The organism is Streptomyces sp. NPDC030165, assembly GCF_055573595.1.
The window spans coordinates 370,785-387,880 of record NZ_JBVIBD010000003.1 but is presented as its reverse complement, the minus strand read 5'-3'; the positions used below and the strand labels follow the sequence as shown (position 1 = coordinate 387,880).

The 17,096-nt window shown below is 71.9% G+C and carries 14 protein-coding genes; 8 read left to right on the top strand and 6 right to left on the bottom strand.

Annotation, left to right across the window (positions count from 1 at the left end; genetic code table 11):
* Positions 1–7: 7 nt before the first annotated feature.
* The 4 genes from ACZ4Z1_RS08085 to ACZ4Z1_RS08070 all read right to left on the bottom strand — a co-directional run bounded on the left by ACZ4Z1_RS08085 (position 8) and on the right by ACZ4Z1_RS08070 (position 6,388).
* Positions 8–934 (bottom strand): NAD-dependent epimerase/dehydratase family protein, encoded by a 927-nt coding sequence (locus ACZ4Z1_RS08085; protein WP_468485885.1) that lies wholly within the window; start codon positions 932–934, stop codon positions 8–10.
* A gap of 89 nt (positions 935–1,023) precedes the next feature.
* Positions 1,024–3,924, bottom strand: coding sequence for an alpha/beta fold hydrolase (locus ACZ4Z1_RS08080; RefSeq protein ID WP_468485733.1), 2,901 nt, complete (start codon positions 3,922–3,924; stop codon positions 1,024–1,026).
* Positions 3,925–4,053: 129 nt separating this feature from the next.
* Positions 4,054–4,950: an oxygenase MpaB family protein gene (locus tag ACZ4Z1_RS08075; protein ID WP_468485732.1), complete on the bottom strand. Its 897-nt coding sequence runs from the start codon at positions 4,948–4,950 to the stop codon at positions 4,054–4,056.
* Between the two features lie 400 nt (positions 4,951–5,350).
* The gene (locus ACZ4Z1_RS08070; RefSeq protein ID WP_468485731.1) at positions 5,351–6,388 is read right to left on the bottom strand and encodes a D-alanine--D-alanine ligase family protein; all 1,038 of its coding nucleotides are present in this window, start codon (positions 6,386–6,388) and stop codon (positions 5,351–5,353) included.
* Between the two features lie 234 nt (positions 6,389–6,622).
* Between ACZ4Z1_RS08070 and ACZ4Z1_RS08065 the strand changes: the two genes are divergently transcribed.
* Entirely contained in the window at positions 6,623–7,480 is an 858-nt protein-coding gene (locus ACZ4Z1_RS08065; RefSeq protein WP_468485730.1) for a maleylpyruvate isomerase family mycothiol-dependent enzyme, read from the top strand.
* 88 nt (positions 7,481–7,568) lie between these two features.
* On the opposite strand, the gene ACZ4Z1_RS08060 is transcribed toward ACZ4Z1_RS08065, so the two are convergent.
* The gene (locus ACZ4Z1_RS08060; RefSeq protein WP_468485729.1) at positions 7,569–8,252 is read right to left on the bottom strand and encodes a hypothetical protein; all 684 of its coding nucleotides are present in this window, start codon (positions 8,250–8,252) and stop codon (positions 7,569–7,571) included.
* A gap of 337 nt (positions 8,253–8,589) precedes the next feature.
* On the opposite strand from ACZ4Z1_RS08060, the gene ACZ4Z1_RS08055 reads away from it, so the two are divergent.
* The 4 genes from ACZ4Z1_RS08055 to ACZ4Z1_RS08040 all read left to right on the top strand — a co-directional run bounded on the left by ACZ4Z1_RS08055 (position 8,590) and on the right by ACZ4Z1_RS08040 (position 12,506).
* Positions 8,590–9,306, top strand: coding sequence for a DUF4142 domain-containing protein (locus tag ACZ4Z1_RS08055; protein ID WP_468485728.1), 717 nt, complete (start codon positions 8,590–8,592; stop codon positions 9,304–9,306).
* Between the two features lie 14 nt (positions 9,307–9,320).
* Positions 9,321–10,745, top strand: a complete 1,425-nt coding sequence (locus tag ACZ4Z1_RS08050) for a DUF1996 domain-containing protein (RefSeq protein WP_468485727.1) — start codon at positions 9,321–9,323, stop codon at positions 10,743–10,745.
* A 17-nt stretch (positions 10,746–10,762) separates the two neighbouring features.
* The gene (locus ACZ4Z1_RS08045) at positions 10,763–11,248 is read left to right on the top strand and encodes a hypothetical protein (RefSeq protein WP_468485726.1); all 486 of its coding nucleotides are present in this window, start codon (positions 10,763–10,765) and stop codon (positions 11,246–11,248) included.
* Positions 11,249–11,462: 214 nt separating this feature from the next.
* Positions 11,463–12,506, top strand: a complete 1,044-nt coding sequence (locus ACZ4Z1_RS08040) for a methyltransferase (protein ID WP_468485725.1) — start codon at positions 11,463–11,465, stop codon at positions 12,504–12,506.
* A gap of 92 nt (positions 12,507–12,598) precedes the next feature.
* Here the strand turns inward: ACZ4Z1_RS08040 and ACZ4Z1_RS08035 are convergent, their stop codons facing one another.
* Positions 12,599–13,918, bottom strand: a complete 1,320-nt coding sequence (locus ACZ4Z1_RS08035) for an MFS transporter (protein ID WP_468485724.1) — start codon at positions 13,916–13,918, stop codon at positions 12,599–12,601.
* 122 nt (positions 13,919–14,040) lie between these two features.
* On the opposite strand from ACZ4Z1_RS08035, the gene ACZ4Z1_RS08030 reads away from it, so the two are divergent.
* The 3 genes from ACZ4Z1_RS08030 to ACZ4Z1_RS08020 are packed head-to-tail and all read left to right on the top strand — an operon-like array spanning position 14,041 to position 16,948.
* A complete protein-coding gene (locus ACZ4Z1_RS08030) occupies positions 14,041–14,835 on the top strand; it encodes a (Fe-S)-binding protein (protein ID WP_468485723.1) in 795 nt (264 codons plus the stop codon).
* Positions 14,832–16,307, top strand: a complete 1,476-nt coding sequence (locus ACZ4Z1_RS08025; protein ID WP_468485722.1) for a lactate utilization protein B — start codon at positions 14,832–14,834, stop codon at positions 16,305–16,307. Before ACZ4Z1_RS08030 ends, ACZ4Z1_RS08025 begins: the two co-directional genes overlap by 4 nt.
* Positions 16,304–16,948: a LutC/YkgG family protein gene (locus tag ACZ4Z1_RS08020; RefSeq protein ID WP_468485721.1), complete on the top strand. Its 645-nt coding sequence runs from the start codon at positions 16,304–16,306 to the stop codon at positions 16,946–16,948. The genes ACZ4Z1_RS08025 and ACZ4Z1_RS08020 overlap by 4 nt, the downstream gene beginning before the upstream one ends.
* Positions 16,949–17,096: the final 148 nt, after the last annotated feature.

Genomic DNA, 17,096 nt, shown 5'->3' with positions numbered 1-17,096 from the left:
ACTGTGGTCATGGCTGCGGGGTGGCGAGTGCGGTGTCCGGGAAGTGCGCCGCGAGGGTGCGGCGGATGCCGGTGCGCCAGTCGACCCGGCAGTCGCCGATCAGGGCGCGGCGCCGTGTGTTGTCGAAGGCGTTGGTCTCGCGGGAGATTCCGGTCTCGGTGAACTCGACCGGTATCCCGGTGATCTCCGAGACGTACGTCATCAGGTCCCGGACGCCCACGGCCTCGTCGCCGCCCCAGTTCACGACCTGGGCGGGCACACCGGCCGCGTCCCACAGGAGCGGCACCTGGCGGGCGATGTCGTCGGTGTGGATCGGGCTGCACAGGTGCTGGCCGCCGGGCGGCATCTCGATGGGCCGGCCGGCCAGCAGCTGCCGGTACAGCAGTACCGGTACGCCGCCGTGGCCGTACGGCCCGTAGGCCACGTTGAGGCGGGCGATGGTCGTGGGCAGGCCGAGTGTCGCGGCGAAGGCGCGTACGGTGCCTTCGGCGGCGAGCTTGCCCACGGGGTAGGTGGGCAGCCAGGGGGCGCGGCCGCCGAGCGGGTCGGTCTCGGTGTAGTGGTGGTCGAGCCCCTGGGAGGCGTAGATCGCGCCGGTGGAGATGAAGAGAAACGATTCAGCGCGACGGCAGTGGGTCATCAGGCGCCCGGTGGCCACCGAGTTGACCGCCACCGCGTCCTCGAAGTCGCTGCCGTCCCCGCGGTGCACGGCCGAGTGCAGTACGTGGGTGAAGTCGTCCGGCAGCCCGTCGAGGCCGTCCGTGCCCATGTCCCAGCGCCGGGTGCGCATGCCCTGGTCGGTCAGGGCGCGCTCGGCCGCGGTGTCGCCGAAGCGGCCCAGGCACCAGACATCGTTGTCCCGGGCCAGCGCCTCGGCCACCGGCCGCGCCACCTGTCCGGTCGCCCCGGTTATCAGGATCTTCTTTCCCGTCAGCACGGATTCTCCTTCGCTGTGGTCGCGTTCGCGTTCGCGTACGGGCCGCCGGGCACTGCGGGCTTGGGCGGCACGTCGTAGGGCCGGGTTCAGTTGCCGCCGAGCGACTGGTCCAGTTCCCGGCGCAGGATGTCCTGGAAGGCGGCGACGTGCTGGTGCCCCATCAGCGTGTAGTGCTCGCCGGGTACGTCGATGTACGTCACCGGGCTCCGGCTGAAGCCGTCCCACTTCTTGAGCTGGAGGTTGAGCCAGTCCTCCTTGGTGCCGCGGATGGGGATGGCGTAGAAGACGGTGAGCCGTTCCACGCTGCCGCCCGGCTCGTACGTACGGCCCATGGTCAGCAGCGACTGTGCCAGTTCCGCCCATGCGGCGAACGCGGGCAGGTCCAGGTCGAGTTCGGCCAGCCGCCCGGCGGGCGCGTAGGAGAGCAGCTCTTCGAGGGGGTCGCGGCCGGCGGGAAGGGCCCGCAGCTCGGCGGGGAGCCGCTCGGACTGCTCCTTGTCGATCAGGTCGAGGAAGAACGCCAGGTTGACCGCGCCCTCGATGAAGTCCAGCTCTTCCATACGCGGCTTGATGTGCGGCGGCAGGTTGAAGATCCCGACGAAGTCGACCCGCTCACCCTGCGCCTCCAGCACCTTCGCGATCTCGAAGGCCACCGCTCCGCCGTAGGAGTACCCGGCGACGGCGTACGGGCCGTGCGGCTGCCGCTCGCGGATGGCCCGCACGTAGCACTGCACCATCTCGTCGAACTCGGTGAAGTAGCTCTCCCCGGCGTTGAAGCCGCGGGCCCGCAGCGCGTAGAACGGCCGCTCCTGCGTGAAGTACGCGGCCAGGTTGACGAAGACGAGGACTTCGCCGACGCCGGGGTGCACGCAGAACAGCGGGGTCTTGCTGCCGGTGGTCTGCAGCGGTATGAGCGGGTCGTACGCGGCGGGGCCGGCTTTCTGGCCGGCGTCGAGCCGCTGGGCCAGATCGCGGACGGACGGGGCGCGCAGGATGTCCAGTACCGGCAGGTTCGTGATGCCGAAGGTGCGCTCGACCTGGCTCTTCAGGCGCAGGATGTCCAGGGAGGTGCCGCCGAGTTCGAAGAAGCTCGCGGTGGCGCTGAGGGTTTCGGAGTCGGCATCGAACAGCTCGGCGTAGATCTTGGCCAGTGTGGTCTCGGTGTCGCCCTCCGGCGCCGCACGCCCTCCGAGCCGGCGTGCGGTCAGCTCGGCCACATGCCGCTCGTACACTGCCAGTTCGCCGCTCTCCAGACGCTTGCGCAGCAGCGCGCGCTGGATCTTGCCGAGGCTGGTCTTGGGAAAGGCGTCGGCCGGCAGCGGCAGCAGGAGCGTCGGTCGGAACCCCCAGTGCAGGACGATGCCGCCGCGGACCGCGACGAGCAGGCGGTGCAGTTCGGCCTCGGCGCGGTCGCCGGAGGTGACCGCCTGGTCGTCGGCTGTCCCCGTACGGTCGTCGGCCTCGGAACGGTCGTCGGTGGCCTCGGCCCCCGGAAGGGCCGCGTCGAGCGGTGCCGACGGCGCGAAGGCGACGACGAGCTGCTCGGTGTCGCTGCCGGGCCGGCGGATGGGGAAGGCGGCGACGTACGACGGCTCGACACCGTCGAGCTGCTCCAGCACCGTCTCCAGGTCGTGGCTGAAGTAGTTGACGCCGTTGATGATGATGCTGTCCTTGCTGCGCCCCACCAGCGTGAGCCGGCCGTCGGTCAGCGTGCCCAGGTCGCCGGTGCGGAACCAGCCGTCGTCCGTGAACGCCTGCCGGGTCGCCCCGTCGTTGTTGTAGTAACCGGTGCACACCATGGGGCCGCGCAGTTGCAGCTCACCGGCCGTGCCGTCGGTCAGCGGCACATCATCGTCGTCGACCGTGCGCATCTCCAGGCCGCTGACCGCGGTTCCCAGGGACGCGAACTCCTGCCCGGCGTCCGCCGCGGGGAACTCCCGGGAGTAGATGCTGCCGGCGCAGGTCTCCGTCATGCCGAAGGCGGGCCACAACGCGCCGCGGTCCAGGCCGTACGGCGCCAGCCGGTCGAGGAAGGCGAGTCCGGTCGCGCACACGACGGCCTCGCCGCCGCTCACGATGTGGCGCAGGCAGCTCAGGTCGGGGGCGAAGCCGGCCGGCGGCCGCTCCAGCGCGCTGTTGATGTGGCCGAGCAGGAAGTTGGGGGTGAAGGTGACCGTGACGCGATGGGTGTCGATCAGCCGGATGAACCGCAGCGGTTCCTCCAGGATCGCCTCCGGACCGATGTGGACCTGGGTGGCGCCGACGGACAGCGGCAGCAGGTGGCACTCCAGCAGTGCCGCCACGTGGTCGAACGATATCCAGTTCAGCGTGGTGTCGTCGGGGCGCAGCTCATGGTGGCCGTTCTTGCCCCGCATCGACGCCAGCAGGTTGCCGTGCGTCAGCATCACGGCCTTGGCGGCGCCCGTGGATCCCGAGGTGAGCACGAGCAGCGCGAGGTCGTCCGGGGCGGCGCGGTGGAAGTCCGCCGCGGGGTCGGCCGACGACAGGTCGTCCACGCAGGTCACCGCCAGCCCCGGGACCTCGGGCAGTTCGCCCTTCAGGCTTCCGGTCGTCACCAGCAGGGGCCCGTCGAGCAGGGTGTTCACATGCGTCAGCTGCGCGGCCCACCGTTCGGCGTCCGTTCTCAGCGGTACCAGCGGGCAGGGCACGTAACCGCCCAGCACACAGCCCCAGAAGGCGGGTATGAAGTCCTCGGCGCGCTCCAGGAGGAGCGCGACCCGGTCCCCGGGCCCCAGTCCAGCGGCCCGCAGTCCGCCCGCCGTACGGCTCGCCGCCTGGAGCAGTTCGGGGTACGTGAGCAGGGGTGCCGCGTCCGCTCCGTCGTCGGCGAGGCAGAGCACACCGGAGGCGGGGTGGTTTTCGGCGGCGTTCAGCAGCAGGTCCACCAGGCAGTCACCGGGTCCGGTACCGGGCAGGCCGGGCGTGGCCGCCCTCTCGGCCGCGGTGTGCGGCGGTAATTCGCGCATGACTGTGATCCTTTCCGACTACGTGCTGGGTTCTCGGCGGCCGAGGGGGTGCCGGCGTACGGCGGGCTCCGCCGAAGGCCCGACAGCAACAGGGCTGTCCGGACGTTCTCCAGATGCCGCTCGGAAGCGTTACGGACGCTTCGAGTGCTTGAACCGGTACGCGACCGGGTGCAGCCGCCAGCGCTCCGGCACCAGCGGCGCCGTCGTGCGGACGACAGCGGCGAACCGGCGCAGCCGCCGTTCGTCGTCCCGTGTCCAGCGCAGGCCGAGGCGGTCGCGCAGCACGTCGGGCAGGAATCCGACGACCAGCGCGTACACCATCGGTTCGGCGGTCCGGCAGAGGCGCTGCCAGTCCCGCCGGGGCAGCCGCCACCAGCTCGGCGGCGGCAGGGCGGACACGTCGAGAATGCTCAGCAGGTCGCGCATCGTACGGTTGTCGCCGAGCCGTTCGTCGACCATGGTGGCGAAGTACGTGTCGAAGCCGTCCGGCGTCGGCGGCATGTGATGCTCACGCAGGCCCAGGATCAGCCCGAGGCGGCGCCACTCCGCGTACAGCCGCCGCTGGTCGGCGGGGTTCAGCGGGCGCCCGAACCACTGCTGGGAGAGCACGAGGGCGCGGTAGAGGGTGGCGTGCACCCACCAGTAGGCCTCCGGGTTGAGCGCGTGGTAGCGCTTGCCGTGGCCGTCGACGCCTTTGATGCCCTTGTGGCTCTCGCGCAGCCGGCCGGCTTCGGCGAAGGCCGCGGGGCCGCCGAAGATCAGCGTGAACACGGAGGTCATCCGCTGGTCGAGCCGCTGCCACGGCCCGGCGCCCACGGGATTGGGGTGCTCCTGGGTCGCGGCTCCGATGCCGGGGTGCGCTCCCTGGAGGAGCAGCAGGAAGCCGGAGAGCAGAAGCAGACGGCGGTCACCACCGATCCGCCACGCGACCGCTTCCGGACCGAGCGGCTGGACGGCGGTGCGCCGGGGGCGGGCGGTGACCGCCGATATCGGGGACCGGGCAGGTAAGCCGGGTTCAGCAGTCATGCCTGTCCTTCCGGGTGGGTGGAGGGTGACCAAGTCACGTACGCACGAAGAGGTACGGGCGGTGGCCGCAATGCGTTCAACCGGGGGGCAAAATGTGTGACGCGCGTGCCACACTACCCCGACAAATGCCATTGTCATAGGTTTATCGATCTCTTCGGCTGATGTCGGGTCATGGGATGAGATGGCGCAGCCGACATCAGGAGAAGTAGCCGCGAGGGGGCGGGCGTTCGGTGGTGGCGGGGCAGCACCGACCGGGATGACCGGTCACGCCTCAGGTGCGCGAGAAGGTGTACGGGTGCGATCGGCGTCGCGCTCACTCGCCCGGGCCGCGTTCCCGCTCTCCGCTCTTCATGAGCGGGCCCGGCGCGTTCACGCGCCGGGCCGTGGATGCCGTACGGGCTCAGCGCATCGCGAGGTCCACGATGCGCTGGATCAGGTCGGGGTAGGTCCAGCCGGCCCCGGTCGCCGCGAGCGGCACCAGGCTCGTCGCCGTCAGGCCCGGGAGGGCGTTCACTTCGAGACACATCGGCTCGCCGGTGGCGTCACAGCGGAAGTCGGTACGGGAGTACGCGTCGCCGCCGAAACCCAGGGCGCGGTGCGCGCGCAGGGCCGACTCCTGCAACCGGGACGCCAGGGCGTCCGGGATGCGCGCCGGGCACACCTCGCTGGCAGCCCCCGGCTGGTACTTGGCCGCGTAGTCGAACACCGGCGTCGTCAGCTCGATCTCGACCACAGGGAGCACCTGGTCGCCGACCACGGCCACGGTGAACTCCCGCCCCGGCAGGAACGGTTCGACCAGCAGCTCCACATCATCGGAACGCAGTTCCGCGGCGATCTGCTCCAGCTGCGACAGCGAGTCGACGCGGTGGACGGCCACGCTCGAACCGTCCGCGACCGGCTTGGCCACCACCGGGCCGGACGCCACCAGCCGTCGCACGTCCTGCGGCACCTCGGACACTGTGGGCCGCCACAGGGCCCGATCGGCCACCCGCAGACCTGCCGCGCCCAGCACCGCCTGCGTCCGCCCCTTGTGCCACGCCGCCGCGCAGGCCGCGCTGTCCGCCCCGGTGAACGGCACACCGGCCATCTCCAGCAGTGCCTGGACGTGCCCGTCCTCGCCCCAACCGCCGTGCAGCGCCAGGAACACCAGGTCGGCGCCGCGCAGCAGCTCCAGGACCGGGCCGCCGGTCAGGGCGGCGTGCATGTGCGAACGCAGCCGGTCACGGTCCGAGCGGGACGGCGGCTCCTTGCCGACCGCGGCACCGTCGACCGTGTCACCGGGCCGCAGCGGCCCGGCCAGGACCGGCACCGCGGCGGCCGGGTCGACCAGCACCACCTCGTGCTCGCGCTCCAGCAGGGCCCGGGCGGCCGCCCAGCCCGACGCCAGCGAGACATCCCGCTCCGAACTCTCTCCACCACACAAGATCACGACATGCATACCGGAATTCTGCCGCACGCGTGCGACCCATGCCGGTAGCTGCGCCGGGCCGTCGGCGGACGCGTCCGGTTCGTCGCCGGACGCGTGCGGTTCACCGGCAGACGCGTGCGAAGCGTCGCCGGACGCCTCCTGATCACCGACAGCACCACGGCCCCCGGACGGTGAGCGCCACCGCGACCGGCCGGAACCGGATATCCGGTGGCCGACCGGGCGTCCGACCGGCAGGCTCGCGAAATGACCTCCCGACTCGATGACCCGCTCGACCGGTCCTGGCTCGGTCCCCCGATCGACGCCCGCCCGTTCTTCGCCCCCGAACAGGCCGCGTTGGTCGCCACACTGCGTGGCCTGGCGCCCGCCGACTGGCGTGCGCAGGCGGTGCCGGGCTGGACCGTGCGCGATATGGCCGCCCACGTCCTGGGCGATTTCTACGGACGCCTCGCCCGCGACCGCGACGGCCACCGGGAGGGGCCCGGTTTCGCGCCGGGCGAGACCCTGGAGGCGTTCATCCACCGGAGCAACCAGGTATGGGTGGAGGCCTGCCGCCGGATCAGCCCGGCCGCGCTCACCGACACCCTGGAGCTGGTCGGCGGGCAGGTCGTCCGGTTCTTCGAGACGGCCGACCCCGGCTCGCCGGCACTGGGCGTCTCCTGGGCCGGTGCCGATCCGGCGCCGATGTGGCTGGACAGCGCCCGTGACCTCACCGAGTTCTGGACCCACCGCCAGCAGATCCGGCACGCCACCGGCCGGGACACCGATCCCGACCCGAGGGTGCTGTCCGTGGTCCTGGACACCTTCCTGCGGGCCCTGCCGCACACGCTGCGCACGGTCGAGGCGCCGGTCGGCACGCAGGTCCAGGTACGGATCGACGGTCCGGCCGGCGGCGCCTGGACGGCCACCGCCACCGGGACGCGCTGGTCCCTGGCCGTGCCCGGCACCGGGCACGTCGCCGCGCTCGTACGCCTGGACGCGGACACCGCCTGGCGTCTGTGCACCCGCGGCATCCGGCCGGACGCCGCGACGGCCCGCGCCCGTATCGACGGCGACCGGCGACTGGCCGAGGCGGCCTGCCGGATCGTGTCCATCGTCCACTGACGCCGGTGGACGCCGGGCCGGGGCGGGCCGTACGCGTGCTCTGCGGGCGCGGGACCCGCCCCGGCCGGCTTTCAGCGCACTCGGTGCGTCACTGCTGGACGTCGAGCGTCGTCCGGGCCGGGCGGAGGGTATTGGTCGGGTGCGGCGAGCGGACGTCCGCCGTGCCGGTGCCCTCGAAGAGGCGGTCGCCCGCCTTGACGGGGGTGGCGCCGAAGGCGCTCTTGAAGTTCGCGGCGCCCTGGCTGGTGAGGGTGAAGCTGATGCGCGCCGTGACCTTGCCGGAGGAGACGCGGACGTTCTTACGGTCCAGGGTGAACGCCAGGAAGGGCGCCCTGGCGGGCCGGGCGCCCCGTACGTCCCCGGAGACCCGTCCGGTGGCGAAGTCCGCCATCAGGTGGTTGACCCGCAGGTAGCGGCCGCCGCGGGTGAACTCGAAGCCGCCGTCGAAGCGCAGTTCGCCCTTGGACAGGCCGCGGTTGAACGAACCGCCGGTGATCGGCGCGGTGACGCACCGCCGCTCATGGGTGCCGGTCAGCCGGGCCGGGCGGACGGCGTTCAGCCGTACGTGCGCCTTGGCGAGGGCGCGGGCGGCTCCCGGAGCCAGGCAGAAATCGCCGCTGCCCTTGCCCACCCGGGTCTGGTCCCCCTGGGGCGCGGGCACCGGGCGCGGGCCCTGCGGGGCGGCGGCCGCCGAGAGGCTGCCGCCCAGTGGCACGGTGAGGGCGAGCGCGGTCACACAGGCCGTGGTCAGCAGGCGGCGCGGTGCGGACATGGGGACGTCTCCTTCATGTACGGCTGCGGTCGGCCGCGGCTGACCGGCAGCGTTGCTGTGTTTGCTGAAGGTATTGACGCTCCGCTGCCGGTGGTGACGCTCCATACACGAAATCACCCGTTTGCCGGACAATTTCCGGTGTGTCGTCCCAGGCTTCGCGGGCCGGGAAAGCGTAAGGGGGTAGGAACCGGCACCCCCTGCCCGGCCGGCGCAGCCCGGCACCCTAGCAAGAGGAACGCGCTGTGGCGGTTCTTTGTCCGGTCGGCGCCAAGAAAGCGGCGGCGGCCCGGTACCGCATTAGCGTCCTCTTTCCCGTCACCCGGAGAAGGAGGGCACTGTGCGAAGCGTCGGACGGCGGCGTTCGGTGATCGGCGGTGTCCGGTCGCGGTTCTCGGTGGGGACCGGGCTGGTCGTCGCCGGACTTTCCCTGACCGCCGTGGCCATTCTGCTGCCGGTGCAGTTGTTCGCGAGCAGTGGCAGTGCCGCGGACAGTTCCGTTCCCGCCGCGCAGGACGACGGGCTCGGTATGCGGAACACGCCGTCGGGTCCCCTGTCACCGCTCGACCGGGAATTCGTCAGGAAGGTACGCCAGGCCGGACTGTGGGAACTTCCCGCGGGCCGGCAGGCACTGCAACGCGGAAAGCGGCAGGCCGTGCAGCACGCTGGCCGGCATTTGACGGAGGGGCACACCGACCTCAATGAGCGCGCTGCCGACGCGGCCCGCACGTTGGCGATCACTCTTCCCGGAGAGCCCACTCCCGAGCAGCGGGGCTGGCTCGTCCAGCTCGACGCGGCCGAAGGTGACACGTACGAGCGGCTGTTCGCGAATCTGGCACGCCGCGCCCACGGCAAGGTGTTCTCCCTTGTCGCCCAAGTGCGGGCGAACACCCGCAATTCCGTGATCCGGGACCTGGCCACCCATGCCAACACCGTCGTCCTCGATCACATCACGGCCCTGGAACAGACCGGACTGGTCGACTTCGGCGCACTCGCCGACGGACAGCCGTCCGGCGGGTCCGGCACAGCTACGGTGGCGCCGCCACCCGCGAAGTGAAGCGAAGTGATGACATGAAACGGCAGCAACGGATACCGGCGCGGACGGCACGCCCGCACAAGAGGACGCGCCTGTCGAAGCGGAGCGGAGCGCTGATCGTCACGGCACTGGCCGCGTGCGGCGGCACGGCGGTGATCGCCGCGCAGGCACTGGCGGGCACCGGCGGGACCGGGACCGGTGGTGCGGCCGACGCGGCGGGCGGGCCCCCGGACGCGGCGGCCGGCCGCACGATCAGCTGTCCGGACGTGGGGCAGCGACTGCGCAGCCTCCCGCCGGAAGCGGCCCCCGAAGTCAACCGGGAACTCGGCCGGCTGGAGGCCCAGGTCGCCCAGGCGTTCCAGCGGTGGTCGGCCGGTCCCGGCGACCAGGGCCGGGTGCTGAGCGCGCTGGAGCGGGACCGCAGGGCCACCATCGGGCGCATCACGGAGGCCCTGCGCCAGGCCGGCGGGCGGCCTGACGCGCTCGACCGGCTGAGCGCGTGCCGGACGACGGAGAAAAGCGCCGCCGCACAGAACGTACAGAACGGTCCCCGGGGTTCGCGGGACGGAAACAGCGCGGACAACGGCCCATTCCGTAACGACTTCGTCGACATCACCACCGTACGGCCGAACGCCCGGGACGGGGGAGACCGGGGCGGGCAGGGCGGCTCCTTCCGGCCGGAATGCGGGCGCAACGAGAACGGGCACAATAACCCGGACAATCTGATCGTGGCGCCTGGTGTGCGCAACGGCGCCCACCATATGCACGATTACGTCGGAAACCTGGACACGGACGCGTCCTCCTCCGACCGGAAACTGGCCGAAGCCGGTACGACCTGCGGCAACGGGGACCGGTCCACGTATTACTGGCCGGTGCTGCGCCTGCGGGACAACGGGCGGGAACGGGACGCCGACGCGCCCGGTGGCGGACAGGACGGCAATGTGGGCACGATCCTGCGCCCCTCCGAGGTGTCCCTGACCTTTGAGAGAAGCGGGGCACAAAAGGTGACCGCCATGCCGCCGTTCCTGCGCAACCTCACCGGCGACGCGAAAGCGCTGACGAACGGGCCGGCCCAGGCGAAGGCCTCGTGGAGCTGCACCGGCTTCGAGGACCGGCAGCTCAGGAACAAGTACCCGGTCTGCCCCCAGGGCAGCGATGTCGTACGGTCGCTGGTGTTTCCCAGCTGCTGGGACGGGCGCAACATCGACAGCGCCAACCACCGTACGCACGTGGTCTTCCCGGACGGGAACGGGCAGTGCCGTAACGGGTTCCGGGCCATTCCCCGGCTGGTGCAGCGGCTGACCTACACCATTCCACCGGACACGCTCTACGCGGTGGACAGTTTCCCCGACCAGCTGCACAACCCGGTGACGGATCACGGTGACTTCATCAATGTGATGCCGCAGCGTCTGATGCGTACGGCCGTGGACTGCATCAATTCCGGCCGCGACTGCCGTTGAGAGAAGGGAATTCAGCCATGAGGTTCCCGTCGGGCCCGGCGCTTCCCCTCCTCGCGGCAGGCGGTCTGTCCTGTGCGATCGTCGTGACCGCCGGGTTCACGAACGGCGGCCCAGCCCCGGCCGCACCGCCCGCCCGGCACGCCACGCACACCGCCCCCTCCCCCGCCACGACCGGAACAACCGGCCCGGCGGGCACCCCCGGCCCGCCGGCATCCATGGCGCGGATCGCCGCCGCCCTGGGCTGCCACGCCGACGTCATCATCGACGCCCAGGAACTGCGGGAAGGCGGCTGCACCACCGGCGCCGGCGTCTTCCGCATCCTCACCTTCAGCAGCGACGCCAAGAAGCGCGCCTGGCTCACCGAAGCCCAGGCGTACGGCGGCACCTACCTCGTCGGCACCCGCTGGTCGGTCACCGGCCCTTCCCGGAGCGCACTGCTGCCGCTGCGGGACCGTCTGGGCGGCTCTGTCGAGTCGGGTGCCGGGCACGGCCATTCCCCCTGAGAGCCGGTGTCCGGACCAGGACAGCGCCGTCCCGCCCGCGCCAGGGCGGGACGGCGCCCTTCCGCTTCGTCCCGGGCACCGGCTCCGGTGCCCATTTTCCGTGTGTGACAGCCTCCCGGCGGTGGTAGTGATCACGGGCGCGGACGTATGTTCGCGTCCGTAAACTTCCGCGCGATCCCCGAACCACCCCCGTATCGATTGCTGGAGGCATCTCATGGCATCCCCGCACCCCGTCGCGCCGACCGCGTCCCCGCTGCCGCTGATGCAGTTAGCCACCGGGTTCTGGGCGTTCAAGACACTGGCCACCGCCGACGAGCTGGGCCTGTTCGGGGTGCTCGACCGGCTGGGCGGCGGCACGGTCGAGGAGTGCGCCGAGGAGCTGGAGATCGGTATACGGCCGGCGGGGATGCTGCTGACCGGCTGCGCGGCACTGGACCTGCTGGAGCGCCGCGGGGACGGCCGCTTCGTCAACTCGCCGCTGACCGACGCCTACCTGGTGCCGGGCCGTCCGTACGACTTCAGCGGCTGGCTGCGGATGCTGGACCAGCGGCTGTATCCCGGCTGGGGCCGGCTCGGCGAGGCCGTGCGCACCAACCGGCCCACCACCTGGGACCCGGACAAGCAGCCCCACCTGTTCGACACCGAGGACCCGGGGCTGCTGTCCGTCTTCTGGGAGGCGATGCACGCGCTGTCGTCGTGGACCGCGCGGCGGCTCGGCGAGGTGGTGGACCTGTCCACCGGGACCCGGCTGCTGGACGTGGGCGGCGGCTCCGGCGCGTACGCCATCGAGCTGTGCCGGCGGCACCCGGGGCTGAAGGCGACGGTGTACGACTTGCCGAAGGTGTGCCCGGTCGCGGAACGCAACATCGCCGACGCCGGGCTCGACGACCGGATCGGCGCCCACCCCGGCGACTTCCTCGCCGAGCCCGACCTGCCCGGCGGACACGACGTCATCGTGCTGTCGATGATCCTGCACGACTGGGACGAGGACACCAACCGCATGCTGCTGGACAAGTGCTGCGCCGCGCTGCCGCCCGGCGGCACGCTGGTGATCAGCGAGCTGATGGTCGACGACGATCTGACCGGGCCCGCCCCGGCCGCCCTGATGAGCCTGAACATGCTCATCGAGACCGAGGGCGGCCGTAACTACACGGCGGCGGAGTACGGCTCCTGGCTGATCGACGCCGGGTTCACGGAGGTCCGCAAGGTGCCGTTCGAGGCGCCCGGCGCCAACGCGGCGATCGTCGCCCGCAAGTGACGCTCCCGTCGTGACGCGGCGTGCGGGCCGTTCGCGGTGTGCGCACGGACCGCGGACGGCCCGTGCGCACGGCGCGGTCCGGACACCGGCTCTCAGGTGTCCAGCTTCTGCTTGGCGGTCTCCGGCAGGGTCAGGTAGACGACGAAGGAGACCAGGCAGAGCACGGACACGTACCAGGGGAACAGGTCCGCGTGGCCGGCCTGCTTGAACCAGGTGCCCACGTACGGCGCGGTGCCTCCGAAGAGGGCCACGGTCAGCGAGTACGGGAAGCCGATTCCGGCGGCGCGTACGCGGGCCGGGAAGACCTCGGCGTTCACGGCGGCGGCCACCGCGGTATACCCGGTCAGCAGCACCATGCCCGCGCACTGCACCAGCAGCAGCGACCAGAACGCGTCGGTCACCAGGTGCAGCAACGGTACGCCGAGCACCGCGAAGCCCAGCGCGAAGCCGAGCAGCAGCGGCTTGCGGCCGATGCGGTCCGAGAGCAGGCCGCCGAGCGGCTGGAGCAGGGCGAAGAACAGCAGCGACAGGGTGCCGACGGTGAGCGCCTCGCCCTTGTCGAAGCCCACGTTGACCTGCGCGTAGGTGGGCAGATAGGTGGTCCAGGTGTAGTACGCGAGGGTGCCGCCCGCGGTGATGCCGCAGATCAGCAGGGACTGGCGCGGGTAGCGGCGCAGCGCCTCGAAGAGGCCCGGGCGGGCGGCGGCCCGCTGCTCAGCGCTGCGCGTCTCGCGCGCCCCGCTGCGGATCCACAGACCGAGCAGGCTGAACACCGCGCCGATCAGGAAGACCAGGCGCCAGCCCCACTCCCCCATCTGGCCGTCGGTCAGCACGCCCGCCAGCAGGGCGGCGGTGCCGGACGCCAGCAGCTGGCCGGCGGTGGTGGAGACGTACTGGAAGCTGGAGAACAGACCGCGTCGGCCGGGCCCGGCCGACTCGACGAGGAAGGTCGTGGAGGCGGCGAACTCGCCGCCCACGGAGAGCCCCTGCACCAGCCGGGCGACGACCAGCACGATCGGCGCGAACACGCCGGTGTCCGCGTAGGTGGGGGTGACGGCGACGAGCAGGCTGCCGCCGCCCATCAGCAGGATCGTCAGGGTCAGCGCGGCCCGGCGGCCCCGGCGGTCGGCGACCGCGCCCATCAGCAGTCCGCCGACCGGGCGCATGAAGAAGCCCACCGCGAACACCGCGAAGGTGGACAGCAGCGGCACCAGCGAGTTGCCGGTGCCCTTGGGGAAGACCCGGTCGGCGATGTAGACGGCCAGGAAGGAGTACGCGTACCAGTCGTACCACTCCACGGCGTTGCCGACCGACGCCGCGGCCAGCTGCCGCACCTGCGACACCTCCCGCGGCGCGCCGTCCGGCGCCGCCTCCTCCTCCGTCACGTCCTCGGCCTGCTCCGCACGTGTCATGGTCCTCCGCTCGGGGTCCTTCTCCTTCGCCCGCCGCTGGGGCAGGATGAGCCGACAGGTGATCATGTACCGGTGAGACGGCCCGCCGCCAGCGGTCTCGGCGGCCGAAAGGAGATGGCAACGTGCGTGTAGCACTGTTCGTCACCTGCATCAACGACACGCTCTACCCGGACACCGGCCGGGCAGTGATCACGCTGCTGGAACGCCTCGGGGTGGAGGTGGGATTCCCGGAGCAGCAGAGTTGCTGCGGCCAGCCGCAGTTCAACACCGGTTACCGGCATCTGACGGAGCCGCTGGTGCGCCGCTTCGAGCGGGCCTTCGCCGATTACGACTACGTGGTCACCCCCTCCGGGTCGTGCGCGGCGATGGTGCGGGACAACTTTCCGCGGATCGCGGCGCGGGCCGTGGACGAGGGGCGCGGCGACCGGGAGCTGGCGCGGGCCGCGGCGAGCGCGGTACCGAAGACGTACGAGCTGACCGAGTTCCTGGTCGACGTGCTGGACGTGACGGACGTGGGCGCGTACTACCCGCACACCGTCACCTACCACCCCACCTGCCACGGCCTGCGGATGCTGGGCCTGGGCGACCGGCCGCGCCGGCTGCTGGAGCACGTACGGGGGCTGGAGCTGCGGGAGCTGCCGGGCGCCGAGGAGTGCTGCGGCTTCGGCGGCACCTTCGCGGTGAAGAATCCGGCGGTGTCGGCCGCGATGGGCGCCGACAAGGCGCAGGCGGTCCGGGAGACGGGCGCGGAGGCGGTCTGCACGGTCGACAACTCCTGCCTGATGCACATCGGCGGCACACTCCGGCGGCAGGGCGCGGCGGCCCGGCCCGTGCACATCGCGGAGATCCTCGCCGCCACGGAGGCCGGCGCGCGGGAACCGGTCCGCGCCTCCGCGACGGAAGGGAGCCCGCGGTGAGCGGTACGTATCTCGGCATGCCCGCGTTCCCCGCGGCCGCCGCGTCCTCCACACAGGACGCCCGGCTGCGCGGCAATCTGCGCCACGCCACCCACACCATCCGCGACAAGCGGGCCAAGGCGGTGGCGGAGCTGGACGACTGGGCGCGGCTGCGGGCCGCGGGCGCCGCCGTCAAGGACCGTACCCTGCGCCACCTCGACCACTACCTGGAGCAGCTGGAGGAGTCGGTGACGGCGGCCGGCGGGCAGGTGCACTGGGCGGCGGACGCCGCCGAGGCCAACGCCATCGTCGCCCGGCTGGTGCGGGAGACCGGCGAGCGTGAGGTCGTCAAGGTCAAGTCGATGGCGACGCAGGAGACCGGGCTGAACCGGGCGCTGGCCGAGGCGGGCATCAGCGCGTACGAGACGGATCTGGCGGAGCTGATCGTGCAGCTCGGCGACGACCTGCCGTCGCACATCCTGGTGCCCGCGATCCACCGCAACCGGGGCGAGATCCGGGACATCTTCCGCGAGCAGATGGGCCGCTGGGGCCGTCCGGCGCCGGACGGCCTCTCGGACGCGCCGGCCGAGCTGGCGGAGGCGGCGCGGCTGCACCTGCGCGAGAAGTTCCTGAACGCGAAGGTCGGCGTCTCCGGCGCCAATTTCATGGTGGCGCAGACCGGCACGCTGGTGGTCGTGGAGTCAGAGGGCAACGGCCGGATGTGCCTGACCCTGCCGGAGACGCTGATCTCCGTCGTCGGCATCGAGAAGGTGGTGCCGACCTGGCAGGACCTGGAGATCTTCCTCCAGTTGCTGCCGCGCTCCTCGACGGCCGAGCGGATGAACCCGTACACCTCGATGTGGACCGGGACGACCGACGGCGACGGCCCGCGCGTCTTCCACCTCGTGCTGCTCGACAACGGGCGCACCGACACCCTCGCCGACACGGTCGGCCGCCAGGCGCTGCGCTGCATCCGCTGCTCGGCCTGCCTGAACGTGTGCCCGGTGTACGAGCGGGCCGGCGGGCACGCGTACGGCTCGGCGTACCCGGGGCCGATCGGCGCGATCCTCACCCCGCAGCTGCGCGGTACGGCGAGCGAGCTGGACGCGTCGCTGCCGTACGCGTCGTCGCTGTGCGGCGCCTGCTACGAGGTGTGCCCGGTGGCCATCGACATCCCGGAGGTGCTGGTGCATCTGCGGGAGCGGGTGGTGCAGGGCGGCCGGGTTACGCGGCGTGGTGTGAAGACCGTCGTCAAGCCGGCCAAGGGCCATGCCGCGGAGCGGGCCGCGATGCGCGCGGCGGGGTTCGCGTTCGACCACCCGGGGGTGCTGCGTACGGGGCAGCGGCTGGCGGCCCGTACCCGGCGGCTGCATCCGCGGCGGCTGCCGGGGCCGGGGCGCGCCTGGACGGACACCCGGGACCTGCCGCCGGTGCCGGCCGAGTCCTTCCGGGACTGGTGGCGGCGTACGCGTGGAGAGGAGCGGGCGAAGTGAGCAGCCGGGATGTGGTGCTGGCGCGGGTGCGCCGGGCGCTGGCGGACGTACCGCGCGGCGAGGGGTACGAGGATCCGCCGGTCCCGCGCGACTACCTGCGCGTCCACGGCGACCGCACGGCGGAGGAGCGGGTGGCGCTGCTGGCGGAGAATCTCGCGGAGTACCGGGCGGTGGTGCATCTTTGCGTCGCGGACGACCTGGCGATGCTGATCGCGCGCTTGCTCGACGAGCACGGCGCGCGATCCGTACTCGTACCGCCGGGGCTGGACCCGTGGTGGACGGCCGCCGCCGATCCGACCCGCGTCCACGACCGGGCGGCGAGCACCGCACGGCAACTGGACGCGGTGGACAGTGTCGTCACCGGCTGCGCGGTGGCGGTCGCCGAGACCGGCACCATCGTGCTGGACGGCTCGCCCGACCAGGGGCGCCGCCGGATCTCGCTCATTCCCGACCATCACATCTGTGTGGTCCGCGTCCCGGACCAGGTCGTCGACTCGGTGCCGCAGGCACTCGAACGGCTGGACCCGGCCCGGCCGCTGACGTGGATCTCGGGTCCGTCGGCGACCAGCGACATCGAGCTGGACCGGGTCGAAGGGGTGCACGGGCCTCGGAAGCTGGAGGTGGTGCTGCTGTCGGAATGAGGGGCAGGGAAGGGGGCCGCCGAGGTCCGGCAACGGGTGCGGGACGCGGCGGGCGGAACGTGGCTGCGGGAAGTGGCGTGCGGACGTCTTGTCCTGGGCATGGCAACTGTTCGACCCTGGCGCTTCCTGTTGCCTTACGTTCGGAGCT